Genomic DNA, 25,385 nt, shown 5'->3' on the forward strand with positions numbered 1-25,385 from the left:
CCAGCAATGTCCCGCTCCACAGAGACTATCGTCGGGATAGAATCCGCAGCCGAGACCGTGTTCGCCTATCTCGACGACCACAGGCATCTGGGTGCCCATATGAGCACCTCGTCATGGATGATGCTCGGTTCGAAAATGGACTACGAATTCGATGCGGGCGAAGCCCGCTTGATCGGCTCCAAGTTCGGATTCCACGGAAAAATACTTGGAATTGCGCTATCTGCCGAACAGGTGGTTACAGTCCGGACGCCGCCCAGACTGAAGGTCTGGGAGACCATCGGAGCGCCAAATCTCTGGGTAATCGGCCGCTATCGCATGGGTTTCGAAATAATCCCCGAAGCGAGAGGGTGCCGGCTTCGAGTCTTCATTGAATACGACCTGCCGGAGGCGGTACCGTCCCGTTGGCTTGGCGTGATCTTTGCGAATGCATACGCGCGCTGGTGTACTGGCCGGATGGCGAAAGACGCCGCCCGCTATTTCGAGACGGCGGGGGCGCAGGCAGTCCCTTCGACGGGCTGAGCGAGGCCAGCGTCGGCTTCGAACCGTGTGCCTTGCTCTCCTGGAAATCAGTGCGCGGTTTGGCGAGAATTCAATCGAGTGCAGGCAACGGAAGCCGTGGTGGGAAGGTCGGACTGCCGATCCGCCACGAATTTAGTTGCGTCTCTCCACGAGGCCACCGTCGACAAGGGTGTCGGAAGGGTGGACGATAACGCTGGCTCCAGGCTTCAAGCCCGACAGCACCTCAGCGACATCGTCATTCATTTGGCCAATTTCCAGGTCCACTTGGTGGGCGCGACCATCCTCAACAACAAAGACGTTCCACCGATTGCCGTTTCTGAACAGTGCTCCGATCGGCAGCTGCACACTTTCAGCGGACTCCCAGACGGTCAGTTCGACGAACACTCGGTAGTTGTGGCCGAGCCGTCCGTCCGTATCATCCAAATCCAGAACGACGGTAACCCTCTGTTCTTCGATCCCGAGCGCCGAAACTTTGGTGAATGCAGCTGGATCGACGCGCCTCACTGTCGCACGCAGCGGACGATCGCCGCCCCAGTCGCTGATCTCAGCTTTTGTCCCTGGGGCGATGCGAACTGCGTCAGTTGACGTCAGGTCGACAGCAACCTCGAGATCATTGACGTTGCCGATCTCGGCAATCTTGGCGCCAGCCGCCACGGCTTGTTCGCTCCTTGCCATGACGGCAAGAACGGTTCCGTCGATGGGAGCGAGAAGATTGACGCAGCACCTTTCACCGGTCGGGTCGGCTGGATCGGGCTGCAGCAGGCGTGCCTCAGCGTTCGCCAGTTCAGCGTTTCTAAGCCCGATGACGGCTTTCGCCGCATCGACCGCGGTCTTCTGCAGGTCGACTTCGTTGGTGAGCTTCTGCAAGGCGCTCTCCGAGACAAAGCCGGAACCGAAGAGTTTGAGTGCCCGCGCCAACTCGTCCTCGGCAAGCTTCAACGCCGATTGCGCGCGCTGCAATTCGATCTTGGCAACACCGACACCAGCGCGCGCCGCGTCGCGGCTGGCAAGCAGCTCGGCTTCCGCACGTCGGTCGATCAGTGGCGGGTCGAGCGGATGGATGGCCGCGACAATCGTATTGCTTGCCTTCACCACATCGCCTTCATTCACCACCGTGCGCGTCAGATGCCCCGCAATCGGCGCCGATACCGTGTAGACGTCGCGCACGCGCGTCATACCATCTTCGCGAATCGTGACGCGCATCGATGCTGCGGTGACTTTGGCCAAATCCACCAACGCCGGCTGCTCGCGCAAAGCCCAGCCGAAGCCTGCAACCAGCGCAACCGCGAGGAGCGCAAGTCCAGCGCGTTTCATCCAGATCGACTTCATAGGACTAATCCCTTGTCTTGAGCACGCGCACGAGGTCCAGGCTGTCGATGCGACGCCGAACGATCAGTGCCGAAAGCATGGCCACGGCCAGCACAACCAGGCTGGCAAGCGCGAAAGTGGAACGATTGATGACGAACGGAATGCGGAAGAGGTCGCTCTCGAAGCCTCTGACGACAGACCACGAAAGGAGATAGCCGAGGATCCAGCCGAGCGGTTGCGCCAGACTGACGATGGTGGCCAACTCGATGAGCAGGACACTCGAAACCTCACCCCTGGTGAAGCCGAGCACGCGCAGGCCGGCGAGTTCGCGCGCGCGCTCGGAAAGCTGGATACGGGCCGAATTGTAGACGACGCCGAAGGCAATGATGACGGCAAGCGCCGTATAGACGCTGGTCATGATGGTGATGTTCTCTCCAATCGTCTCGCGGAAGCGCTGGCGCGATATGCCCTGCAGCGCGATCGAGGCGATGGCGGGCGTCTGTTTGATGGTGGCGTAAAGGTCACCCAGGCGTGCCGGATCGATCGCTATCCTGACGCCGGAAATCCGTGGTCCATCGCCGGCCAGCCGGTCGAGCGCCTCGGCCTGCATATAGACGGAAAGGCCAACATAACTCTGAACGATGCTAGTCACAGGAACGCGAGCAATTTGGTGAGCCCGTTCGAGAAACTCGACCTCAGCCAAGTCTCCGATACGCAGGTCAAGGAGCGAGGCGACCCGTTGAGACAACATGAGGCCGGCCGGAGGCGGTTCAACCGGATCAAGATCTAGATCGAGAACGCGCGCGAGGTCAGCTCGGTGTGGAATGCTAGAGATCACCAACCGGCGTTCGCGATGACCGTGGCGCAAAACCACCGCTGTTGCGCGGAACGGCTCGGCGCGCAGCACTCCCGGCATGGCAGCAACCGACTGCAGGGCGCGTGGCGATTGCTCGACGCTGAACGACAACGTCGCGTCCTGCCGCTCGGCACGGAAGAAGACGGTGTCGACCATGAATGCTATGGAATCGAAGGAGAACAGCGCCGTCACAAGCAGAGCGACGGCGAGGGAGGTCCCCAACGTCGTCAGCAAGGAGCGCAAAGGCCAGCGCACGAGATGCCTGAATGCCATGATGGTCAATTGCGAAAACGCTGAAAGAAGTCGGCCATCGCTCGTGAGCAACGCCCGGTATCGGACCGGGGCTGGTGGTTGCATGGCGACCGCCGGCGGAAGCTCCACGACACTCCAGATCGCGCGTGCCGCACCCAACAGCGCCGCCAGCGCGCTCGTGGCGGCTGCGATGGCATACAAGTCGAGACTTTGCTGGAAGATCAGAAAAGGAAAGGAGAAGAATCGCGCATAGAGGGTGGTAAGGCCATGGCCCAGCCAGTTGCCGGCACCGGCGCCGACCGCGATGCCGATGAATGCGATCACCAGCGTCAGTTTGGCATAGTGCCAGCCAATTGCCTCCCAGCCGTAGCCGATGGCCTTCATTAGTCCGATCTGCTCGCGTTCCAGCACGATCAGCCGTGACAGGATCATGTTGACCAGGAAGGCCGACACAAAAAGGAACACCGGCGGGATGACGGTCGCCATGGCGCGGAGCTGGATCAGCTCATTGTCGAGAAAGGCGTGGGATATCTGGTCGGCGCGCCCATAAGCACCGGTTCCTCCGAATGGCTTCAGGATACGGTCGACGGCATCCTCGATGGCCTGAACGTCGGCACTGCGCTGCGTGCGTATGGCAACATCGTTGAATGCTCCACCCATGTCGAAGATGCCGGCAAGTACGGTTCGGGGCATGAAGAAGACGCCGAAGCGCCGCGGGTCTGGCACCATGTCGCCAGGGCCGAGCGCATAGATGTATTCGGGCGTGAGCACGATGCCGGTGACCGTGAGCGTCCGCTTGCGGCCGTTCAGGATGGCATCGAACCTGCTGCCGGGCGCTATGCGGTGTGCGGTCGCGAAACGCTCGGTCACCGCTACCTCGCCCGGCCGTCCGGACTCAGGCAACCGGCCGATGCGCATGTAGACCCTGTTTGCGGCGGGCTGGCCGCGGTCGGGGATCGAGACGGCGATGCCGGTTGCCGGCTCGGCCATGCCGGGCAGGTCCAGCAAAACTGGCTTGACGATGCGCAATTCGAGTCCGCTCACTCCGGCGATCGATGCCATGCGCTCGCGAAGATGCAGCGGCGCGCGTGTAAGCCCGGAGAATACGGTGGCGAACCTATAGCGGTCGTAGAATGCCTCGCGGGTCTGCTCCAGCGAACGATAGGCGCCAACGGCGATGACGATCGTTGCGACGCCGCAGGCCATGACGAGCGCGATAGCGAGAACCTGCGCCCACATCCGTAGGAGATCACGCAAAAGTTTGCGATCGAGAACCGACATGACGTTACCAGCTTACTTCGGAGGGCCGTGCCCGCTGGTCGTTGATGGCGACATCGGCAATGCGACCGTCCCTGAAGGTGAAGACGCGATGCGCGATCTGCCGGATACCGGCATTGTGGGTGATAATGGCCATCGTCGTCTTCATCTCCTCGTTGATCCGCGACAGCGCTTCGAGGACCAGAACACCTGTCTTTGAATCAAGGGCGCCGGTGGGCTCGTCGCACAGCATCACTTCCGGGCGCTTGGCGATTGCGCGGGCAATCGCCACCCTTTGTTGCTCGCCGCCGGAGAGCTGGGCGGGGAAATGCGTCATGCGGTCTTTGAGCCCGACCATCTCCAGTGCCTCCTCGGGCTTCATCGGATTGGACGAAATCTCCGTGACCAGCGCGACGTTTTCCCAGGCGGTAAGGCTTGGGATCAGATTGTAGAACTGGAAGACGAAGCCGACATGATCGCGCCGGAAGCGCGTGAATTGCCGCTCGGAAAAGGTGGTCAAATCCTGGTCGCGAAAGCGCACCTCACCCGCGGTCACCCGATCAAGCCCGCCCATGATGTTTAGCAGCGTCGACTTTCCGCTGCCAGACGGCCCAAGCAGGACGGCGATCTCTCCCTCATAGAGGTCGAGATCGACACCGCGCAGGGCGAAAACCTCGACCTCGCCGCTGCGGTAGACCTTGGTCACCCCATGGGCGGAAAAAATCGGAGCTTGCATGCTTGCCGGCCTTGTGTGCGACCCACCGATTGTCACGACATTCATGGCCGGACACCTTGACGTTCATCAAACCTTGCCGCCGATTTGGGGCGGCTTCTGCCATGCCAAATTCTGGGCATAGGTCGTTCGCGGCGCTGCAGGGGAATCGATGTCCAGCTGAACCATGATGGTGTTGAAGAGCATTTTCGTGCCTCCTGCAGAATCTTGAACAGGATCACCATGAAGCCCAGTCTCCCGCCTTGATGCCCGTCAAACTGATGTTGGCATCGACACGGGCAGGGACCTGCTGCTAGCCATTTTGCAATTCCGGCACCGGGCACGGACAGCAAGGCAATCTCGACCTCAGCAGGCATGCCGGCGGTACAATGCAGCGAAATCCACACCATGGCAGACGCGGCAGTAGCCTGGGGCAGGTCTTCGACAGCACCGCTCACCTCTTTGTTTTCCGCAGTTCGGGACGCAAAACCGCTACGCACTATTTCCGAAAGTCTCGATGAGTGATGCCGGAGCGCTGGCTTCGAACCACGTGCCGCGTTCACCCCTGACGATCTCGATCGCGTCATCGAGCTTGCCGATCGCTGCAGGCTTGCCCGTTGCATCAGCGAACTCGATTGCGGCGCTGACCTTCGGCCCCATGGAGCCGGCCGCAAAATCCCGCCCGGATATCTCCGTCGTTGCAACCCGACGGAGCGCGTGAGCGGTGGCGGCGCCGTAGTCGGAATAGACCGCATCGACATCGGTCAGCATCAGCAGCATGTCGGCCTTCAATTGACGCGCAAGAAGCGAGCTTGCCAGATCCTTGTCGATGACGGCCTCCACGCCGCAAAGACTGCCATCGTCGCGGGCTATCACCGGAACACCGCCGCCACCGGTGCAGATAACGATCACGCCGCGCTCGACGAGAAACGAGATCACGGAGGCCTCAAGGATCTCCAGCGGCTTGGGCGAGGGCACAACACGGCGCCATTTGTCGCCATCGGGCGCAATCTGCCAGCCGCGTTCGTTGGCCAGCCCGCGGGCTGTTGCCTCATCGTAGACCGGGCCAATAGGCTTCGTCGGGTGAGCGAAAGCCGGATCGTGCGGATCGACCTTCACCTGTGTCAGCAGGGTCGCAAAAAGCCTGTCCTTGAGAAGGTTGCCGAGTTCCTGCTCGATGACGTAGCCGATCATCCCTGCGCTCTCGGCGCCAAGCACGTCGAGTGGAAAAGTGCGGCCATCCGAGGTTGCCGCTGCCTGCAGAGCCAGAAGTCCCACCTGCGGACCGTTGCCGTGTGTGACCACAATCGAATGCCCTTCGCCGACGAGTTTGGCCAGCACGGACGCAGCGCGCACGATGTTGGCGCGCTGGTTCCCGGCCGTCATCGGTTCTCCGCGACGCAAGAGTGCGTTTCCGCCGAGCGCAACGACGATAAGCATGTCAGTTGCCGATCGTGGCGACGAGCAGGGCCTTGATCGTGTGCATCCGGTTTTCGGCTTGTTCGAAGACGATCGACGCAGCCGACTCGAACACCTCGTCGGTGACCTCCATGCAGTCGATGCCATATTCCTTCGCCACGAAGGCGCCTATCTCGGTATCGGTGTCGTGGAACGCCGGCAGACAATGCATGAATTTGACATGAGGGTTGCCGGCGGCCGCCATCACCTCGCTGGTGACGCGGTAGGGCGTCAAAAGGCGAATGCGCTCGGCCCAGCCCGATTTGTCCTCGCCCATCGACATCCAGACGTCGGTGTAGATGAAATCAGCATCCTGGACACAGCCCGTCACGTCTTCGTCGAGGCGGAAACGGCCACCGCTGCGTTCGGCCAGATCCCTGACATGGGCGCAGAATTCCTCATCCGGCCAGAGTTCTTTTGGCGACGCGATGCGCATGTCGATACCGACCTTGGCTGCTCCGAGCGCCAGCGACAACGCGACATTGTCCCGGCCCTCACCGACAAAGGTGACGGTCATGTCCGAAAGATGCTTGTGCGTGAATTCACGCATGGTCATGAGGTCGGCGAGGATCTGCGTCGGATGCGCCTCGTCGGTAAGACCATTGTAGACCGGCACGCCGGCATGCGCGGCCAGCAATTCGGCCTGGTGCTGGCCAAAACCGCGATACTCGATCGCGTCGTACATGCGGCCGAGCACGCGGGCGGTGTCTTTCATGGATTCCTTGTGGCCGATATGGCTGCCGGTGGGGCCGAAATAAGTGACGTGAGCGCCCTGGTCATAGGCCGCCACTTCGAACCCCGTGCGTGTGCGCGTCGAATCCTTTTCGAAGATCAGAGCGATGTTCTTCCTGACAAGACGCGGGATTTCGTGACCGGCGAGCTTGGCAGCCTTGAGGTCCGCGGCCAGCTTGAGAAGAAAGCGGATCTCGTCGGCGGTGAGGTCGTCCAGGGTCAGGACGGAGCGGCCATGAAGGTTGATCGACATCGGGACTACCTTTCGGGTCAAATCGGGTCGCGGACAATCGGACAGGTCATGCAGTGTCCGCCGCCGCGACCGCGGCTGAGTTCGGCACCTTCGACCGTGATCACTTCAATCCCGGCACGGCGCAGCAGCGTGTTGGTGTAGACGTTGCGATCGTAGCCGATGACCACGCCGGGCTCGACCGCCACGACATTGTTGCCATCATCCCATTGCTCGCGTTCGGCCTCGTAGCGGTCGCCGCCGGTGGCGATGATGCGTAGCGATTTCAGTCCAAGGGCTTCAGCAACCACGGCCGTGAATGGTTTTGCCTCATCGGTGACCTCGACCGCCGCCACTCCATCGCCTGGCCGTAGCGAGAAAGTGCGCAACCGGTCGATCACCGCCGGATACAAGGTGACGAGGTCGCGATCGCAGAAGGTGAAGACGGTGTCGAGATGCATGAAACTGCGGTCCCGAGGCATCAAGGCGGCAATTATGCGCGTCGCCTCACCGGCCGCGAACAAGTTGCGCGCGAGGTCGCCCACGGCTTGCGGCGTGGTGCGCTCCCCCATGCCCACGAGAACCGTTCCACCACCGATCGGCATGACGTCGCCGCCTTCAAGGCTGGTACCTGTTCCCGGGTCCGGCGACACGAACGGGATGCCACTGTCGCGAAAGCGGGGATGGAAGCGATAGACGGCTTCGACATTGGACGCTTCCGGGCGTCTGGCGGGCCAGTACATGGAATTGACTGAGACCGAGCCGTAGATCCAGCAGGAACTGTCGCGGGTGAACAGCTGGTTTGGCAGCGGCGGCAGCACAAAGTCCTGGGGGGCGAGCGTCCTTCCGGTCAGGCCCTTGGGCTCGAAAGGAAGCTCCGCCCTGGCAATGCCCCCGACAAGGTAGGACGAAAGCAGCTCTGACGGCATCTCGTTGAGCCATCCGCGCAACTCGTCGACCATGTCCAGCCCGACGATACCGGCGTGCACCCTGCGATCGAGAAGCCAGTCGCGGGCCTTGCTCAGGCTCATTGTCTCAGCCAGGAGCTCCCCGAAGGAATGCACCAGCACACCGCGTTCGCGCAGCGCATCGACGAAGACATCGTGTTCCTGGCGGGCCCGCTTGACCCACAGCACGTCGTCGAAGAGCAGCGCCTTGCAGTTTTCCGGTGTCAGCCTGCGCAGGCTGAGGTCAGGACGGTGGACCATCACCTCGCGCAGGCGACCGACTTCGGAATGGACACCCAGGTTCGTCATCGAAACCAACCCTTTCAAAGTGGGCTGACGGCGCCAGTCCACATCTCGTAAACGGCGAGGATGGCGACGGCGACGAGGGCTGTGGCGAGCGCTGCTTCAACAGGGTGGAACACGCGCTGATTGGTTTCGCGGCGCGCCCAGATGTAGAAGATGATGCCGGGCGCATAGAGGATCGCGCACATGAACAGGTAGGCAGGCCCGGCCGCGTAGACGAGCCACAGCCCATAGACCGTCGCCAGCAACCCGGCAAAAAGTGGCCCGACGCGCTGCTCACCACCCTCGTAGCTCTCGCCGGTAAGCGCGAGCTTGGCCGCGTAAGCTCCAGAAAAGATGTAAGGAACCAGGATTGCGGCGGACGCGATGTAGAACAGCGCCTGGTAGGTGCTCTGCGCGAAAAGCGTGATCACCAGGAAAGCCTGGACGAGCAGATTGGTGATTAGGAGCGAGATCGAGGGTACACCGCGCTCACTTTCGCGGCCGAAGAATTTCGGCATCGTGCCGTCCTTGGCGGCGACGTGCGGAATTTCGGCCGCAAGCAGCGTCCAACTGAGGAACGCGCCGATCACGGACACGACAAGCGCGATGTTGATCAGGATAGCGCCCCAGGGCCCGACAACGGCCTCCAGCACACCGGCCATGGATGGGTTCTTCAGCGCGGCGAGCTCAGGTTGGTTCAGGATGCCGAGCGACAGTAGCGACACCAAGGCATAGAGTGCGAGGCAGGTGAAGAAGCCGAGAACTGTCGCGGTGGCGATGTCCTTGCGGCGCTCGGCACGGCCGGAAAAGACGCTGGCGCCTTCGATGCCGATGAAGACCCACAGGGTTACCAGCATGGTGCTCTTCACCTGCGCGGTGATCGAGCCGAGACTGGCGTTGCCCAGACCGGTGAAGTCGAGCGACCAGACTTGCAGCTTGAACGCGACGGCCACTACGCCGACGAACAGGACGATTGGAGCAATCTTTGCCACCGTGACGATGAGGTTCACCACGGCGGCCTGCCGGATGCCGGCAAGAACCAGGACGTGGATCAGCCACAGCAGGACCGATGCGCCGAGCACCGCTTGCCAGGTGTTTCCGTCGCCGAAGGCGGGAAAGAAATAGGACAGGGCGCTAAACACGATCACCGCGTAGGAGACGTTGCCAACCCAGGCGCTGATCCAGTAGCCCCAGGCGCTGTTGAAGCCGATGAAGGGACCGAAGCCGGCCTTGGCGTAGGCGTACGGCCCCGCATCGAGCTCGGGCTTGCGGGTCGCGAGCGACTGATAGACGAAGACCAGCGCCAGCATGCCGACCGCGGTGATTGCCCAGCCAATCAGGATTGCGAGGGGACCAGCACCTGCCGCCATGTTCTGCGGCAGGCTGAACACGCCGGACCCGACCATGGAACCGATCACCAGTGCGGTCAGGGAACCCAGTCGAAGTTTCGTTGGTGCGGCGGTCGCGACTTTCGGTACAGGGATGTTGAAATCGGCCGTAGTCATGATGCTCTCCCCACTTTGAAGGCTCTGATGGGAGGCAACAGACAAGAAATCAGCACTAGCTGCCTTGATACCGGTCAAATCCGTCTGCGAGCGGCAAATGGCAAGTTTGGGGTTCCTGGGCGCCCGGGAAAAGCGCTCGCTCATCGCTTGCACGTGTGTCCGATCCACTCGCCCGATGTCGCATGGATGGCTTTCGCCGCCGCCGAACGAATGGCGACCGACTTGCGCCCCCGAGATCGTCGAGGGCGCGCGAATCGCTTGGCGCCTTGACAGATCGTCAGGCTATGTCCGTGGGCTCGGCTTTGCGTTTTCGCCCGGTGATCATGGCCTGGACCAGGTTTTCGCGATGGCGAAAGCTTGCGAGCGCGACGCCGCCCATATGGAAGAGGACCAGCAGGAGCAGGCCGTGCGCGACGAGGCTGTGTGCCGTCTCGACCCACGACACGCCGAAATAGGCGTCCGTCGTCATCAGCCATCCGGTCATCGCGGTTAATCCCATCGCCCCAATCAAGACGATCACCATTGCGCCGCCGGCCGGATTATGGCCGATGTAGCGGGCTTCGCGACCGCTCAGCAATGCTGAGAGGTAGCGCAGCACTGTTGCCGGGTCACGCACGAATTGCGAGAAGCGCGCATAGGGGGTGCCCAGAACGCCCCACAACAGCCGCATCGCGACCAGCGCCGCCGCGGCGTAGCCAGCCCAATGATGGATGCCCTCGGAGGAATGCGAGGTCAGCCAGGCCGTGACGAAGCTGAGCACCAGCGCCCAGTGAAAACTTCGCACGACCAGGTCCCAGACGCGCACCATCTCTGGCGATGACCGCGCGTCCATGACCATCGAACCGTTCGGATCAATTTTCGCCGGCTTCGGCATTGTCGAGCTTTTCAAGGGTCTCGGCATTGTAGGCCAGGTTCACCTTCTTGCCGGCCTTGTCGACCGCATAGACTTCGTAGCAACCCTTCTCGACCTTGATCTGGCGGACGGTGAGTCCCTCGCCAGTCAACTGCGCCTCGAGCGTTGCCTTGGGCTTGAACTGTGATTTCGGGGCGGTGCTGCAGCTGCCGCCGGCGGCGAACGCCGGTCCTGCAACCATGCCGGCGAGAGTGGCGAGAACGAGTGTGCGATACATGATGGCTCCATTCGGGGGGTTGGGCGCGGATGTTGCGCCTGCGGTTGGGATTTCGATCGGTCGTGTCAGACGGGTATTTCACCGTCATTGGTGCGACATAGCCAATTCAACCTGACAACTGGCTGACAGCTACATTGGCGCGCCGGTGGGCTCGCGCCGGTCGGTTTGATCTGGCGCAAGGACGGCGGGTGACGCGGCGAGCAGTATGACGGCCAGGATGTAGAGCACTTCTGCTGCTGTCCTGAAGGAGATCGCCATGAAAACCCTATCGAGGAGAGTTGCGCTCGGGCTTGCCGCCGCAATGCTCATGGCCGGCAGTGCCGGCGCCGTTCGGGCTGCTTCGCTTGTCGAGATCTCGCTATGGGACAAGGGCGCGGGTACTGAGATGCCGATGGGGCTCGCCTATGCGGCGCCGGGACTCGATCTCGCCAAGGCGACCATGGGCATCAAGGCTTTGCCGGGTGCCGTGAAGGCCGGGGAGGTCACATTCAACGTGAAAAATGACTCCAAGGACACCGTTCACGAAATGATCGTGATGTACCTTGCCGAACCCGGCAAGCCGCTTCCTTACCTTGAGGCCGAGAACCGGGTCGACGAAGACAAGGCCGGCGACAAGGGCGAGGTGTCGGAGCTCGATCCCGGCAAATCAGGCTCTCTGACCGTCGAGCTGAAGGCTGGAAAATATCTGCTTATCTGCAACGTGCCAGGTCACTATGGGGCGGGCATGTGGGCTGAGTTCACCGTCGATCCATAGGCCCTGAACCAGGCTCCCTGCCTAGAACTGTCGCAGTCTCGGCAAGCTTGCCGGGATCGCCAGTCTTGTCGCTTTGGCCGCCGCACAACAGCAAGGTAACCCCTAAGGCAAGGTCAACACGAGATACGTGCCGCGATTGAAATTCACAACGAGCACTATCTGGCCCGTTCACCCAATCCACGCATCTGGCTGATCCACTTCGCGCGGGTCGCGTCGCTGGCGCCAGCGGCCATGCCGAACAAGGTCTCGCGCACCGGGCTGATGCCGACAAAATGCAGAATGCTTCGCTTCATGCCGGCGATGCCGTGTCCGAGGAACCATAGCCGATAGACAACGGAAGGCATTCCCATCGTCACCACGACGCGCGCAGAGCGGCCGCGAAGCAGTGTCTTGGTGAAGCCGCCGCCCTTGTCCGGGTAAGCAAAGGCCGTCCCTGGCCGCATCACCTGTTCCAGGAATGCCTTGAGCAGAGCCGGCATGGTGCCCAGCCACAGCGGAAAGACGAAGACGATGTGCTCGGCCCACACGATCGCCTCGGCTGCATCCTTCAGCTCGTCGGGAACCGTGCCATGTTCGAACTCCTGCATCGTCCGCAGCATCGGAAAATCAAGCGCTGCCAGATCGACCCTCCGGACCGCGTGCCCCGCCTTTTCCGCGCCCTCGCCATAGGCGTTGGCAAGACCGCGGCAGAGCCGGTCCGGGGACGGGTCAGGATGGCCGACCACAATCAGGATGCGTCGCGACATGGTCTACTCCCAGCGAGCGCGGCGGTGCCGCGTCAGGGGCGCTCGACCCTTGCCACCTGGTAGGTGTGCATGGCGCCGTTGCGTTCTATCGATACGTACTCACCGGTCACAAACCGTTCGTCGCCGAGATGGAAGCCGATCTCGTCGTCGCGATCGCCGTCGGCATAGTCGAAATACCACTGTCCGCCGGGCTTGCGTCTCAGCCGGCCAATCAGATCCTCGTCGCCGGTGCGAAAGCGACGAACACGGCAAGAGGCCCTGTGCGACTTCCATTCGTCGGCATCGATCCGGCCTTCGCCGGTTAGTGGAGCGAGCATGTCATAGCCTTCTTCGCGGTCGCCTTCCGGGTGGCCCTTTTCACGCGCCAGCAGAAGCCGGATATTGCGGAATTTCGGAGTGAGGTCGTTCAAACTGGTCATGGCGAACTCCTTTCACGGAGTTTCATAGAGCGGTGGCCGGACCTGGCCCTTGATCCGCATCAAAGAGGCTCGAGAACAGCACTTCTATCCAGGCCCGAGCAACAGCAGGGCGCAGATGCCCATGGTCGCGGCGATCACGGTTGTGACGGCCAGTGGCAACCAGAACCTGACCGGACCGGCAAATACTGCGAGTGACAGGCGACCGATCGCGTTTGCTGCCAGCGCCGCGAGCACGGCCTGGCCCACGGTCTCGACGGACACGGAATGCTTGACCAGGCGCAGCGCGCCAAGCACCGAGACATCGACATCGAATGCGCCGGCCAGGGCCGAACTCGCCAGCAGGCCGCGTCCACCGAATTGAGCGGCCAGACCGGCACTTGCGGTCGCGACGACTGCAAAGAGCAAGGCGAAGAGCAGCAACGGACCCAGTTCGAATGGATTGCGTGCGATGGTGCTGCCTTCACTGTCCCCGCTGTCGCGGGTCAGCAGCAATGTTCCGCAGACAGCGAAGGCGAGCGCCGCGGCAATCGCCGGTATGGCGATCGAAACGAACACGCTTGGCTCGATGAGCAGAACCACGGCGCAGACGCGGAGCACCGAAACCATTGCAGCCAACGATGCCGCCCCGGCGAGCGGTAGCGGATTGTTCGCCGAGGCGGCGTTGCGGGCAAGCGCCAAGGTCACGGCGGTGGAAGAGACGATCGCACCGGCGAGCGAACTGACCAGCAGACCACGCGTATTTCCCAGAATGCGAACCGCCACATAGCCGGCGAACGAAATCGAGGCCATCAGCACCGTCAGGAACCAGACTTCCCAAGGGTTGAAACCGCCCCACGGGTCCATCGTCCGGTTTGGCAGCAGGGGCAAGACGATCGCCGTCATCACCGCCAGGATCAGCGCCGAACGAAGTTCGACCCAGGTCAGTCGCTTCAAAAGACCGTGCAGGACCTCGCGGCTGGCCAGGATTGCTGCCAATGCCGCCCCACCGGCTGCAGCAGCCCGATAATCGCCGGCGACGGAAAGCGCGCCAAGGGCAAAAACGCCCAGGCCCGCGATCACGCTCGTGACACTGAAATCCTCATCATGGACTGCCTCGCGGGCCTTGTACCAGGCGAAGATTGCCGCAAAGGCGATGAACCCGCCGACCAGCACGGATACCGCGCCGAGTGCGTTGGCGAGTGCGGCGAACACGCCGCCGAGCAAGCCGGAAATACCGAATGTCCGGATTCCGGCCGTGCGACTGCGATCGGGTGCATCCCGCTCCTGCCAGCCACGCTCCAAGCCGACGAGAAGACCTATTGCAAGGGCCAGTCCAAGCCGGGCAATGAGCGGATCCATTGGCGCGCCGACTTTCAGGCGGCGACCGTCGGCAGGCGGTCGCGAACCCACCTGACGATCTGCCCTGCCGTCATTGCGCCCGATGTGCGCGCGACTTCGCGCCCGCCATGAAAGAGGATCATGGTCGGAATGCTGCGAATGCCGAGCCTGGCCGCAACAGCCTGCTCATTCTCGGAATTGAGTTTGATCAGGCGGACATGCGGCTCCAGGTCACTTGCGGCTGCTTCATATGCCGGCGCCATCATCTTGCAGGGGCCGCACCAAGGTGCCCAGATGTCGACGACAACCGGCAGGCTGCTGCGCGCGATCTGATTATCGAAGATGGCGGCATCGACATCTTCGGGATGCCCCGAAAACAGGCGGTTCCCGCACTTTCCGCATTTCGCTTCCATGGCATTGCGGCCCGGTGGCAGGCGGTTGACCCCACCACATTTGCTACAAACCACCAAATTCTGCTGCGCCATGGCCATTTACCGATTTTGCTCTCAACCACTATGCGCGCCACAGATGTCCATCGCCAAGGGTGCGCAACGCGTTCAGGATAACCGCCACGTCAATCCCTTCCTGAAGCAGCGCTCCGGCAACCGGGGTGATCTGCCCCATGGCTGCTGCGATCATTGCCAGCCCCGACAGCGCCAGCCCGGCGATGATGCTTTGCAAGGCGATCGATCGCGTTCGCCGTGCAATCCGAACTGCATCGGCGACGGGCTGCAGCCTGTCGGTCAGCACGATGACGTCCGCTGCCTCGGAGGAGGCGGTGGCACCACGTGCGCCCATGGCGACACCGACCGTTGCAGCCGCCAGGGCAGGGGCATCGTTGATGCCGTCGCCGACCATCATCGTCGGCGCCAAGGCCTTCTCGGATTCGACCGTCGCGACTTTTTCGGCAGGAGTTGCATCGGCGACAATGGCGTCGAGGTCTAGCCGGGCGGAGACGCGCTTGGCTGCGACGCTGTCGTCCCCTGTAAGCATAATCATGCGCGCAATGCCGGCCGAACGCAGCTTGCCTAGTGCATCGTGCGCATCAACACGCAGGGTGTCGCCGAACGTGAAAATTCCGGCAAGCCGCCCGCCGAGCGCTACAAAAACCCTGAGCACCGGCTCGTCACGGTATTTTTCTTCGCCGCTTTTTGCCCATCTGGGCAGCGGCCTGTCGGCGAGCACCAGAGCCCGCGATCCCGCGACGATCGACATGTTGTCGACCCGGCCCTTCAGGCCCGCACCGCGATGCTCGTGGACGTCACGCGGATGCGAAAGCATCAGCTGTCTGCCGCGCGCCGCCCGGATGATCGAGTCGGCGAGCACATGGTGCGAAGCCTGTTCCAGGGACGCCAACACCTGCAGCAATTGGTTCGCTTCACGGCCATGTGCGGCTTCGATTTCGATGAGCTCGGCGCCGCCTATGGTCAGGGTCCCCGTCTTGTCGAAGATTGCGGTTCGGACTTGCGCAAGGGCTTCCAGAGCCGCGCTGCCTTTCATCAGAATGCCTGCTCGCGCGGCGCGGGACACGCCGCCGATGAAGGCAACCGGCGCCGCAAGGATGAGCGGGCAAGGTGTCGCGACCACCAGCACGGCCAGCGCTCGGATTGGGTCACCGGAGATGTACCAGGCGGAACCGGAAACCAGCAAAGTGGCTGGCAGCAGGAACAGGGCGAAGCGGTCGGCCATGCGGATGAACGGGGATTTCGCCGTCTGCGCTGCAGCCACCATGCGTACGATCGCGGCATAGGTGCTCTGCTCTGCCAAGGCAGAAGCCCGCATGCTGAAGGCCTCGCCCGCATTGATGGTACCGCTGCGCAGCATAGCGCCCGCTGTCCGCCGTTCCGGCAGCGGCTCACCGGTCACCGCCGACTCGTCGAGCGAGGCCGAAGCATCGAGCAGGATGCCGTCGACGGGAAGCAGTTCGCCGGCCCGGACCAAAAGCTCGTCGCCAACTGCAACGTCTTCCACGGAGATGGTCTCCGTACCCAGCGTTGACGTCCGATGAGCGACACGCGGTGACCGGTCGGTCAATGCCTTGAGGTTGCGCTCCGCGCGCCCGCGGGCGAAATCCTCAAGCACCGTGCCCCCGGCATACATGATCGCCACCACTACTGCCGCCAGGGGTTGACCGAGCAGCAGCGCGGCGGTCATCGATACCAAGGCAATCGCATCGACACCGAAGCGGCCTATCCAGAAATCACGCAGAATGGAAATGGCGAGAGCCGCCACCACGGGCAAGGTCGCCACCGCCCAGATCGTGTCGGCTTCAAGAGGGCCGAGCCCCCTTCGCCAGGCTCCGATTCCAACGGCGAGACCCAAGATGGCAATGACCAGCAAAGCGCGCCGCAGAGCCGACTCGTTCATAAGATGTCCCACACCCTTGATGGCCCTGGCGCTAGAGTTCGTGCACCATCTCCTCGAGCAGGCGCCGCACGTCGTTCGCGACCTGCGCAAGCTCGCGATTGCCGATAGCGCCCATTGAAGCGACCGGATCCACCGCTGCGACCTCTACCTTTCCTGGTTCGACCTCAGTGACGATGACGTTGCAGGGCAGCATGGTTCCGATCTTGTCTTCGGCCTGAAGCGCCCGCCATGCGAAATGCGGATTGCACGCACCCAGGATAACATAGGGCCTGAAATCCGCGCCAAGCTTGGCCTTGATGGTCTGCTGGACATCGATCGAGGTCAGAACGCCAAACCCCTTGCTTGCGAGCTTGTCGGTCACGTGGTCGATTGCCGCTGTGAACGGCATGGCGACGATTTTGCTGAAATAGTAACTCATCTAGCTCTCCAATCGTTGATCGCAACAGCTCGTCGCCACTTTGCGAGTGACCTAGCGCAAGAGCTAATCGCGATGACCGGAGAACGCTTTGATCCAACGCAACGAACGGGCAAGATCGGCTGGCGATGATCGCCCACGAACAGGAGACATGACGGGTGACGATCCGAAATCTCGAATATGCGTTCGCTCCGAAGTCGGTTGCCGTGTTCGGGGCATCGGTGCGTGACGGTTCCGTCGGTCGTGTCGTCTTCGACAACATCGTCAATGGCGGGTTCGAGGGCGAGATCTGGCCGGTCAACCCGAAATATTCGCAAGTGGCTGGTCGACGTTGCTACGCAAAGGCGGCCGATCTTCCAGGCGTTCCAGATCTTGGTGTTATCGTCACGCCGCCAGAGACTGTTCCCGGCGTCGTACGCGACCTCGCTGAAAAGGGCACGCGGGCGGCCGTCGTCATCACCGCCGGGTTGACGCGCGGGAACGGCCTGAGTCAGTCGATGCTCGACGCTGCCAAGCCCACGCTTTTCCGCATCATCGGGCCGAACACGCTCGGGCTGATGATCCCGCCTCTGAGGCTCAATGCCGGATTTGCGCATATGGCCGCCAAGCCTGGCAACATCGCGCTGCTGTCGCAATCCGGCGCCATTGCCACATCGCTGATCGATTGGGCGGCTGACAACAATGTCGGCTTCTCGCAGATCGTCTCCCTGGGTGACATGGCGGATGTCGACGTGGGAGATTGTCTCGACATGCTGGCGGGCGACATGCACACGCGCGCCATCGTGATGTATCTCGAAACAATACCCAATCCGCGCAAGTTCATCTCGGCCGCCCGTGCGGCCGCACGGGTCAAGCCGGTGATCGCGATCAAGTCGGGTCGGCACGAGCAATCGGCCAAAGCGGCCGCGACCCACACCGGCGCGCTTTCGGGGGTTGATCGTGTCGTCGATGCGGCATTGCTGCGCGCAGGCATCCTGCGCGTCAAAGGCCTGGCCGAGCTGTTTGATGCCGCTGAAACGATCGCCCGCTTCACTCCACTCAAACGGGCCCGCGTCGGCATTGTCACCAATGGCGGCGGAGCGGGGGTATTGGCCATCGATCAGCTGATCGACTGCAAAGGGGAATTGGCCGCGCTTTCAGCGGCCACTATCGAACGCCTGAACGCCGTATTGCCGCCGACATGGTCGCACGCCAATCCAGTCGACATCATCGGTGACGCCCCGCCTGAGCGGTACAAGGCCGCGGTCGAAGCCGTGGCGGCCGACCCCGGAACGGACGTCATCCTGGTCATGAATTGTCCAACGGGGCTGGGTTCGCCGCTTGCCGCGGCAAGCGCGGTTGGGGAACTCGCAAGGGAAGGGATGATCGCTGGCAAACCGGTCCTGACCTGCTGGCTCGGGGAGCACACGGCTCGCGCCGGGCGGCAAATCCTTCAGGATGCCGGCATTGCCAGTTTCGAAACGCCGGCTGACGCGGCAACGGCCGTCTCCTACCTCAGCGAATGGTCGCGTGCCCAGCGGGCATTGATGCGCACACCGTCAAGCCGCAGCGAGGACATAACGAGCGATCGGGAAGCCGTTCTCGCCATATTCAGGCAGGTCGCGAGGGAGGGGCGGCGAATGCTGACCGAGCCCGAAGCCAAGGCAGCAATTTCCGCCTACGGCATCCCGGTGCCCGAGACGGTCGTCGCCAGATCTCCTGCCGAAGTGGAAGTGGCAGCCGTGCGGCTCCTCAAAACGTCCGAACGGATTGTCGTCAAGTTGCTGTCCAAGGCGATCTCGCATAAATCGGATATTGGCGGGGTGGTGCTCAACATTGCCGATGCCGCAGCCGCCGGAGCTGCAGCACGCGCAATCGAGGCGCGCGTGCGCAAGCACGCACCGCAGGCCGATATTGAAGGCTATGCCGTTCAGCCGATGGTGGCGAGAAAACAGACGCAGGAACTCATCCTCGGCATGAGCCAGGATCCGATCTTCGGGCCGACCATCCTGTTTGGAGCCGGCGGCGTCGCGGTCGAGGTGATGGATGACACAGCGATCGCCTTGCCACCGCTCGACGACGTTCTTGCCGGTGACCTGATCGCGCAAACGCGGATCGGCCGCCTGCTTGCCGGTTTTCGCGATCGCAAGCCGGCCGATCGGCAATCGATCGTTGCTGCCCTCAATGGCCTGTCGCAGATGACCGTCGACTTTCCGTGCCTCGTTGCGGTGGATATCAATCCGCTGCTGGCCGACGCCGAGGGCGTGATTGCGCTCGACGCCCGCATCGAGATCGAGCCGGAACGCGTGGAAAAGGCGGGGCCGAACCCCGCACTTGCCATCAGGCCTTATCCATCGGGTTGGGAGAAGGCATTTGCCGGAGGCGGCACGCACTATCACATCCGGCCGATCAAGCCGGCCGACATCGCGCTCTATCCGCAATTCCTTGCCAGGATTTCGCCTGACGATCTGCGGCTGCGTTTTCTGTCGCCGCGAAAAAGCTTCTCCGACCAGATGCTGAAGCGGCTCACCCAGCTCGACTACGACCGCAACATGGCCTTCGTCGCTCTGGAGACAAGCACTGGCGCTTTGGCGGGCATCAGCCGGCTTTCCTGCGATCCGGACCGCTCCGTTGCCGAATACGCCTTGCTGGTGCGCACGGATTTGCAGGGTCACGGCCTGGGTTGGGAATTGCTCGGCCAGATCGTCGATTATGCAAAGGCCGACGGGATCGGACGGATAGAAGGCATCGTGCTCAGCGAGAACACGAGGATGCTGGCCATGTGCCGCGAATTCGGCTTCTCGGTCGCCCATCTTCCCGACGACCCTGGCCTTGTCGAGGCCCGGCTCCAACTGCGTTAAGGTCGATCACCAGCCGTGCCCTTCAGGAGGCCGTGCGCAGGGCTTCGGATGCATCAGTCTCGGAAAACCTCCTCAGCTCTGCGACGATGTCGACAAGCTTGCGGTCAGCATTGATCTTGCGCCAGCTTGATTGGGTGGCGTTTCGCTGCAATTGTCGCGAAAGGATATCTATGGTGGCGTCGGAAGGTCCCCCCTTGCGCTCGCTGACCCGTTGCCAGAGAACAAGCGGATCCGCGTCCAGCCAGAACCCGGCGACAGCCACGCCCCTGTCTTGTGCCGCCTTCTCGATACGGTCACGATCGGACCGCCTGTCAAACACGGCGTCAGCGACAATCGATCCGCCCTCCGCAAGGATCAGGCCGGCCCGCCATGCCATTTCGCGATAAACCCGCTTCGAAACCCCCGGACGATAAGCCTTGTCCGGCAGCCGTGTTTCGGCCGGCACTCCGTGCATGGCCTTGCGGATACGGTCGCTTTCGACAATGCGGGCGCCGGGTGGCGCACCAATGTGGGGGGCGAGCGCCTCCGCAATGGTCGTCTTGCCGGAGCCACTCAGGCCGCCGATGGCAACGAGCCGCGGCGGTGTTTCCTGGAGCAATGTCCGGGCAAGGTCGAAATAGGATCTGGCCTCGGCACTCAGTTTGTCGGAGTCGGCGCTGCCTTCCTCGACCTGCGTTGCGGTGACATGGGCGCGCACGGCCGCCCGCACCGCCATGAAAATGGGCAGCAGGACGAACCCATCCTCGTCGTCGGCTTCGTCGAGATAGCGGTTCATCACAAGATTGGCGAGCTGCGGAAAACCGCGATGCCAAAGGTCCATCAACAGGAAGGCAAGGTCGTACAAAACGTCGATGCTGGCGATCTGGTCGTTGAATTCGATGCAATCGAAGAGGCGGGGCTCGCCGTCGAAAAGGCAAATGTTGCGCAGATGCAGATCGCCATGGCACCGGCGGACCTTGCCCGCGGCTTCCCGGCGGTCGAGCAATCCTGAATGCCGGGCGAGGGTTGTGCGGAAGGCCTTGGCAAAGCTCGTGACCTCTGCTTTTGCGAAGACGTGGCTGGTGGCAAAGCCAGCCTCGTTGATGTCGAGCACGCCAGCCAGATTTGACGAGCCGCTGCCATTGTGGATCGTCGGCGCGGCACGGTGGTAGCTGACGATCATGCGCGCAACGGCGGTCATCCGCACCGGCGTCAATTCTCCGGCAGTTGCCATCCGATCGAGGAGCTTCGACTGGTCGAAGCGGACCATCTCGATCGCCGCATCGACCATTTGGCCGGTGCCATCGAAAGCCAGTTTGCCGTCGGCCTCGCGCGTGATGCGACGCACACCCAAATAGAGGCCGGGTGCGGTCTTCGAGTTGAGCTCGACTTCCTTTTCGCAGGCCGCGAGTCGCAGTCGCGGCGCCGAGAAATCGACATAGGGCAACTTGACGGCGCGTTTCATCTTGTAGGCGCGCTGGCCAACCAGGAAGATGCGCGAAATATGGGTCTCAATCACCTCGACTGACCCGGTCTCGCCGTATGTGGCGGGATTGCGCAGCAATGCAGTTACGGCCTGCTGGTCTTCAGCGATCATCGTCGGCCTCCTGCATGCCTGAGCGATAAGAGCCAAGGACGATCCCCTTGGATGCTATCGCTGCAATGTCTGGACATAACCTGCCAGGTTGTGGATCCGTTCCGTTGTCACGATTTCTCCGCCGTTTGGGCCGTATTTCTTGACATCGTCGGGGAGGAACTGGCGACCCCAGACCGGCATATCGCGCTCGCCATGCTCCGGAACCATGGTGCGGCCGTCGATCATTGCAAAGACGCGCCAATACGGAAATTCGCCACCATTCTTTTTCGAGAGACGCGTCAGGTCGGCCGGGCGTTTCATCAACTCGTCGCCCAACGGACCGTCGCCCTTGCCGTCGACACCATGGCAGACCGCGCAGGAGTTCAGGTACTCCGCCTGACCGTAGCTCATTTCCTGCGCCGTTGACGCATTGAGAGCCAAGCTCGCGAAAACTGCCCCGATCAAAATCTTCATCTTCGTACCCGCCGATTGACTGGCTTCACCATACTACCCTCGGTGCGCACAGCCGTTGATCCGGATCAATTGGGTGCCACGCATGGTCTTTTGATTCAGCGCAATGAGCGCAGCGGCCCGTCTCGTTACGGTTGCATTCACGATTGAACCGAAACTCAAGAACCAGGAGCAGCCGCCATGGCTTTCAAAACACTTCTTGCGGTTACCGGAGCGAAGATGGGTGACGGCGATCTCAAACTGGCCGCCGGGCTCTGCGAGGAAGTCGGCGCCCATCTTGCCGTACTTGCCGTCGTCATTGCCGCGCCGCCGCCGGTCGGAGAATATGCTGCAATTGTCTCGGAAGCCTGGCTCGAGGAGCGTCAGGCCGACATGAAGCAATTGGAGAAGCGAACCGCTTCTGTGTCTGCCTTTCTCGCCAGCACCGCGCTTTCGGCCGATGTCTCCAGCGAGTATCCGGAAGTTGGCCGTGCCGACGAAATTATCGGGCGCCGCGCCCGATATGCCGATGTTACCGTCGTCGGACCGGAATTGCTGACCAGCGAGACGCTGAAAGGCAAGGTGATCGAGGGCGCCCTATTTTCCTCCGGCAAGCCGCTGTTGATTGTTCCAGAGGGGACGCGAGCGACACTGAAGCCAAAGTGCGTGCTTGTTGCTTGGGATTCGCGCCTCGAGGCATCGCGCGCCGTCTGCGCGTCGCTTGAGATGCTGAAAGGGGCCGACGACGTGCGCCTCGTCATCGTCGACCCGATCGAAGACGAATATCACCATGGGGCCGAACCGGGCGCAGATGCCGCTACCTATCTCACCCGGCATGGCGTGAAGGTTACCGTCGACCGATTGCCGAGCTCGAACCAGTCTGTCGCCGACGTGCTTCGCCGGCACGCCGTGGACGTCACCGCCGAGCTGATGGTCATGGGCGCCTACGGGCATTCGCGGCTGCGCGAGCGCATCTTCGGCGGCGTCACCAGGTCGATTCTCGAGGATCCATCGCTGCCCGTCCTGATGGCGCGGTAGCGATTGAAAGCAGATGAAAGCAGAAAAGGGACGTCACAAAAAGGGGCCGGCGAGTTTGCGCCGGCCCGTTTTGTTCTTGGCAGCGAATGGGCTGTCCGACTTATTCGCTCGCTTCCCGGCCCGACACCTGCTCGATGAGGATCCGGAAGAAGACGTGGGGTTCACCATCGGCCGTGGGAGGAACAACCGGCTTAAGGGCGCCAGGCTCCCACCAGTCGGGGTGCTTGCTCAGCACTGACCACGCGTGATCGCGTTGTAGCTTGTGGCCGACCCGGTCAGGCAATTCTTCATAGCGGCCGTCGACGATCACGCTTCTCCAACCCCGGCCCTGGCCGCGCTCATCGACCTGGACCGATACAAGAGGGTTGGCTCGCATCCAGTCGATCTTCTTGCCGGGCATGGAAAACGCATAAAGATGAGCATCCGAATGGGCGTAGTAGAATGGCACGACGTAGGGTTGTCCGTCCTTTGCGCATGCCAGGCGACCGATGCGATTGGCCATCAGGATTTTCGTGCATTCCAAGGTAGAAAGCGCGCGGACCAGCATGACGTGATCTCCTATTCTTGAGTATTCCGTGGCACCGATTTCGTTGTGGCTTTCGCACCGGAGCCGGCTGCGTGTTGTCCACTTCGGTGTTGCCTGCCCGTTTGCGCCCGACCAGCCTCGCCCATCGCAGCGACGACGTCGCTGTCCGAGAGCTGAGGAAACCGCATATAGTGGTAGCTCAGAGCACGGAACTGTCCTGGCTGACTAAGGCAAACCACACGATTCGCTTCCCGTGCCAGTTCAGCGACCGTCTCTTGCGGTGAAACAGGAACTGCCACGATGATTTCCCTCGGAGACCGGCGCTTGACGGCGCGGATCGCGATTTTCATGGTCGTACCGGTCGCGGCGCCGTCATCGACGATGATCGCGGTCTTTCCCGCGATAGAGATCCGTTTGGTCTTACCTCGATATGCGGCACGCCGGCGTTCGAGTTCTGGACGTTCTTTGGCAATCAGGACACGTAGCTCGCCTTCATCGAGCGCATAGGCCTCGACGATCTCCCGGTTCAACACGACCTCCCCGGGGTCGCCATCGACGATTGCGGCGACAGCCAACTCGGGATTGCCTGGGGCGCCGACCTTGCGGACGATTAGCAGGTCAAGAGGAGCATTGAGAGCTCTGGCCACCTCCACTGCGACAGGCACGCCGCCACGTGGCAATGCCAGGACAACAGGCTGATACAGCTTAAGGTTGCTCAGCTCCAGGCCAAGCTTCACACCAGCGTCCTCCCGGTCTCGGAACATGGGTCAATCCACCGGCCACAATTTTCTGAGCGCCTTCTTCATCGAGTTTCTGACCTGCACGACCTCGCCATGCGAAATGTGACGGTCGAGAAGCTTGAACACGGCGCTGATCGCGACGTCGAAATCGACCTCCTCATCGTAGCCGAAACTGTCTCTGACGCAGAGAACAAAGTCGCGCTTCGTGCGCTCATCCGCAGGCGCAGATGGAGTCCAGCCTTCGAAGTAGATGCCACGAATTAAAACAGGGAGTTGGGCCGAGAGGTCCGCCACTTCCGCTTGCGACAGCCAGTCCCGCACCGTGTGCAGAACAGATCTCAGAAGGCGGCACGCGCTCGGCTCGCTCCAGCAAAGATCCTTGGCAAGCTCGTTGACCCATTGCTGTGCCTGTTGGGCGGCGTGCGTGAAGTCGGCAAAGGACGTGTGAGAACTGTGACCCATGGCGATGCTCCTCGAACATTTGGGCTCCATTCTCGGGCATTGAAGAGCTTTGAGCATTGAGCAGGATCAAAACATTCAAAAGTGCGTAGCCCGATAGTGCTGTCACCGCCCCATCGATCAGATCGAGGAGCCGCACACCGGCTGGCAAAGGGACGAAGACCGTTTTGGCAGGCCGCGGCTTTCAGCCGCCAGATTTCTGCACCAGCAGCGGAATGATGCGGTCGCTCTTGGCGACCGACGGGCGGCCTGCCGAGCCGTAGGGGATGCCGAGCGCGTCCCAGGTCTCGACCAGTGCATCCTGCAGCGAGGCGATCAGTGCATCGGTGTGGAATGGCGTCGGTGTGATGCGCAGCCGCTCGGTGCCGCGCGGCACGGTCGGGTAGTTGATCGGCTGGATGTAGATGCCGTGCACGCCGAGCAGGCGGTCGCTGGCCATCTTGCAGAGCTCGGGATCGCCGACCAGCAGCGGCACGATATGCGTCGGAGACTCCAGCACCGGCAGGCCGGCGGCAGCAAGAACCTGCTTTGTCAGCGTCGCCTGGCGCAGTTGCGCGTCGCGCTCGACC

25 protein-coding genes are annotated in these 25,385 nt (G+C 62.1%); 4 read left to right on the top strand and 21 right to left on the bottom strand.

Annotated elements, in window-relative coordinates:
- The first annotated feature begins 57 nt into the window (after positions 1-57).
- Positions 58-519, top strand: coding sequence for an SRPBCC family protein (locus AC1DXN_RS17045; protein WP_477274537.1), 462 nt, complete (start codon positions 58-60; stop codon positions 517-519).
- Between the two features lie 132 nt (positions 520-651).
- Here AC1DXN_RS17045 and AC1DXN_RS17050 read toward each other — a convergent pair whose 3' ends face one another.
- From AC1DXN_RS17050 to AC1DXN_RS17090, 9 genes are all read right to left on the bottom strand, one after another.
- Positions 652-1,848, bottom strand: coding sequence for an efflux RND transporter periplasmic adaptor subunit (locus tag AC1DXN_RS17050; protein ID WP_477249654.1), 1,197 nt, complete (start codon positions 1,846-1,848; stop codon positions 652-654).
- 4 nt (positions 1,849-1,852) lie between these two features.
- Complete coding sequence (locus AC1DXN_RS17055; protein ID WP_477274535.1) at positions 1,853-4,216, bottom strand: ABC transporter permease; 2,364 nt, start codon at positions 4,214-4,216, stop codon at positions 1,853-1,855.
- Positions 4,217-4,220: 4 nt separating this feature from the next.
- The gene (locus AC1DXN_RS17060) at positions 4,221-4,928 is read right to left on the bottom strand and encodes an ABC transporter ATP-binding protein (protein ID WP_477249658.1); all 708 of its coding nucleotides are present in this window, start codon (positions 4,926-4,928) and stop codon (positions 4,221-4,223) included.
- Between the two features lie 468 nt (positions 4,929-5,396).
- Positions 5,397-6,344 carry a carbamate kinase gene (gene arcC, locus AC1DXN_RS17065; RefSeq protein WP_477274533.1) on the bottom strand — a complete coding sequence of 316 codons (948 nt, stop codon included), beginning with the start codon at positions 6,342-6,344 and terminating at the stop codon, positions 5,397-5,399.
- A gap of 1 nt (position 6,345) precedes the next feature.
- On the bottom strand, positions 6,346-7,347 hold the full coding sequence (argF, locus tag AC1DXN_RS17070; RefSeq protein WP_477274531.1) for an ornithine carbamoyltransferase: 1,002 nt from the start codon (positions 7,345-7,347) through the stop codon (positions 6,346-6,348).
- Positions 7,348-7,364: 17 nt separating this feature from the next.
- Complete coding sequence (locus AC1DXN_RS17075) at positions 7,365-8,579, bottom strand: arginine deiminase (protein WP_477274950.1); 1,215 nt, start codon at positions 8,577-8,579, stop codon at positions 7,365-7,367.
- A 14-nt stretch (positions 8,580-8,593) separates the two neighbouring features.
- Entirely contained in the window at positions 8,594-10,060 is a 1,467-nt protein-coding gene (gene arcD, locus AC1DXN_RS17080) for an arginine-ornithine antiporter (RefSeq protein ID WP_477274529.1), read from the bottom strand.
- A gap of 277 nt (positions 10,061-10,337) precedes the next feature.
- The gene (locus AC1DXN_RS17085) at positions 10,338-10,934 is read right to left on the bottom strand and encodes a cytochrome b/b6 domain-containing protein (RefSeq protein ID WP_477274527.1); all 597 of its coding nucleotides are present in this window, start codon (positions 10,932-10,934) and stop codon (positions 10,338-10,340) included.
- Positions 10,912-11,190: a PepSY domain-containing protein gene (locus tag AC1DXN_RS17090; protein ID WP_477249671.1), complete on the bottom strand. Its 279-nt coding sequence runs from the start codon at positions 11,188-11,190 to the stop codon at positions 10,912-10,914. Before AC1DXN_RS17090 ends, AC1DXN_RS17085 begins: the two co-directional genes overlap by 23 nt.
- Positions 11,191-11,446: 256 nt before the next feature.
- On the opposite strand from AC1DXN_RS17090, the gene AC1DXN_RS17095 reads away from it, so the two are divergent.
- Positions 11,447-11,944, top strand: a complete 498-nt coding sequence (locus tag AC1DXN_RS17095; protein ID WP_477249674.1) for a sulfocyanin-like copper-binding protein — start codon at positions 11,447-11,449, stop codon at positions 11,942-11,944.
- 155 nt (positions 11,945-12,099) lie between these two features.
- Here the strand turns inward: AC1DXN_RS17095 and AC1DXN_RS17100 are convergent, their stop codons facing one another.
- From AC1DXN_RS17100 to AC1DXN_RS17125, 6 genes are all read right to left on the bottom strand, one after another.
- Positions 12,100-12,690 carry an NAD(P)H-dependent oxidoreductase gene (locus AC1DXN_RS17100; RefSeq protein WP_477274525.1) on the bottom strand — a complete coding sequence of 197 codons (591 nt, stop codon included), beginning with the start codon at positions 12,688-12,690 and terminating at the stop codon, positions 12,100-12,102.
- A gap of 32 nt (positions 12,691-12,722) precedes the next feature.
- Positions 12,723-13,109: a hypothetical protein gene (locus AC1DXN_RS17105; RefSeq protein WP_477249677.1), complete on the bottom strand. Its 387-nt coding sequence runs from the start codon at positions 13,107-13,109 to the stop codon at positions 12,723-12,725.
- An 84-nt stretch (positions 13,110-13,193) separates the two neighbouring features.
- Entirely contained in the window at positions 13,194-14,447 is a 1,254-nt protein-coding gene (locus tag AC1DXN_RS17110) for an MgtC/SapB family protein (RefSeq protein WP_477249679.1), read from the bottom strand.
- Positions 14,448-14,461: 14 nt separating this feature from the next.
- The gene (gene trxC / locus AC1DXN_RS17115) at positions 14,462-14,911 is read right to left on the bottom strand and encodes a thioredoxin TrxC (RefSeq protein ID WP_477249681.1); all 450 of its coding nucleotides are present in this window, start codon (positions 14,909-14,911) and stop codon (positions 14,462-14,464) included.
- A 28-nt stretch (positions 14,912-14,939) separates the two neighbouring features.
- Positions 14,940-16,793 carry a heavy metal translocating P-type ATPase gene (locus AC1DXN_RS17120; protein WP_477274523.1) on the bottom strand — a complete coding sequence of 618 codons (1,854 nt, stop codon included), beginning with the start codon at positions 16,791-16,793 and terminating at the stop codon, positions 14,940-14,942.
- A gap of 31 nt (positions 16,794-16,824) precedes the next feature.
- Complete coding sequence (locus AC1DXN_RS17125; protein WP_477249683.1) at positions 16,825-17,211, bottom strand: DUF302 domain-containing protein; 387 nt, start codon at positions 17,209-17,211, stop codon at positions 16,825-16,827.
- 155 nt (positions 17,212-17,366) lie between these two features.
- Here AC1DXN_RS17125 and AC1DXN_RS17130 point away from each other — a divergent pair, with 155 nt between their 5' ends.
- Positions 17,367-20,048: a bifunctional acetate--CoA ligase family protein/GNAT family N-acetyltransferase gene (locus AC1DXN_RS17130; protein WP_477421603.1), complete on the top strand. Its 2,682-nt coding sequence runs from the start codon at positions 17,367-17,369 to the stop codon at positions 20,046-20,048.
- A 22-nt stretch (positions 20,049-20,070) separates the two neighbouring features.
- Here the strand turns inward: AC1DXN_RS17130 and AC1DXN_RS17135 are convergent, their stop codons facing one another.
- The gene (locus AC1DXN_RS17135) at positions 20,071-21,624 is read right to left on the bottom strand and encodes a bifunctional aminoglycoside phosphotransferase/ATP-binding protein (protein ID WP_477274519.1); all 1,554 of its coding nucleotides are present in this window, start codon (positions 21,622-21,624) and stop codon (positions 20,071-20,073) included.
- A 54-nt stretch (positions 21,625-21,678) separates the two neighbouring features.
- Positions 21,679-22,077 carry a c-type cytochrome gene (locus AC1DXN_RS17140; protein WP_477274517.1) on the bottom strand — a complete coding sequence of 133 codons (399 nt, stop codon included), beginning with the start codon at positions 22,075-22,077 and terminating at the stop codon, positions 21,679-21,681.
- A 177-nt stretch (positions 22,078-22,254) separates the two neighbouring features.
- Between AC1DXN_RS17140 and AC1DXN_RS17145 the strand changes: the two genes are divergently transcribed.
- The gene (locus AC1DXN_RS17145) at positions 22,255-23,091 is read left to right on the top strand and encodes a universal stress protein (RefSeq protein ID WP_477274515.1); all 837 of its coding nucleotides are present in this window, start codon (positions 22,255-22,257) and stop codon (positions 23,089-23,091) included.
- A 100-nt stretch (positions 23,092-23,191) separates the two neighbouring features.
- Here the strand turns inward: AC1DXN_RS17145 and AC1DXN_RS17150 are convergent, their stop codons facing one another.
- From AC1DXN_RS17150 to AC1DXN_RS17165, 4 genes are all read right to left on the bottom strand, one after another.
- Positions 23,192-23,638 (bottom strand): pyridoxamine 5'-phosphate oxidase family protein, encoded by a 447-nt coding sequence (locus AC1DXN_RS17150; protein WP_477249692.1) that lies wholly within the window; start codon positions 23,636-23,638, stop codon positions 23,192-23,194.
- A gap of 11 nt (positions 23,639-23,649) precedes the next feature.
- A complete protein-coding gene (locus tag AC1DXN_RS17155) occupies positions 23,650-24,354 on the bottom strand; it encodes a phosphoribosyltransferase (RefSeq protein WP_477249693.1) in 705 nt (234 codons plus the stop codon).
- Between the two features lie 30 nt (positions 24,355-24,384).
- Positions 24,385-24,819 (bottom strand): DUF2267 domain-containing protein, encoded by a 435-nt coding sequence (locus AC1DXN_RS17160; RefSeq protein WP_477274513.1) that lies wholly within the window; start codon positions 24,817-24,819, stop codon positions 24,385-24,387.
- A 181-nt stretch (positions 24,820-25,000) separates the two neighbouring features.
- A partial coding sequence (locus AC1DXN_RS17165; RefSeq protein WP_477421605.1) for an aminotransferase class I/II-fold pyridoxal phosphate-dependent enzyme occupies positions 25,001-25,385 on the bottom strand: 385 nt, incomplete at its 5' end.

This window comes from Mesorhizobium sp. P2_H9 (genome assembly GCF_056403215.1).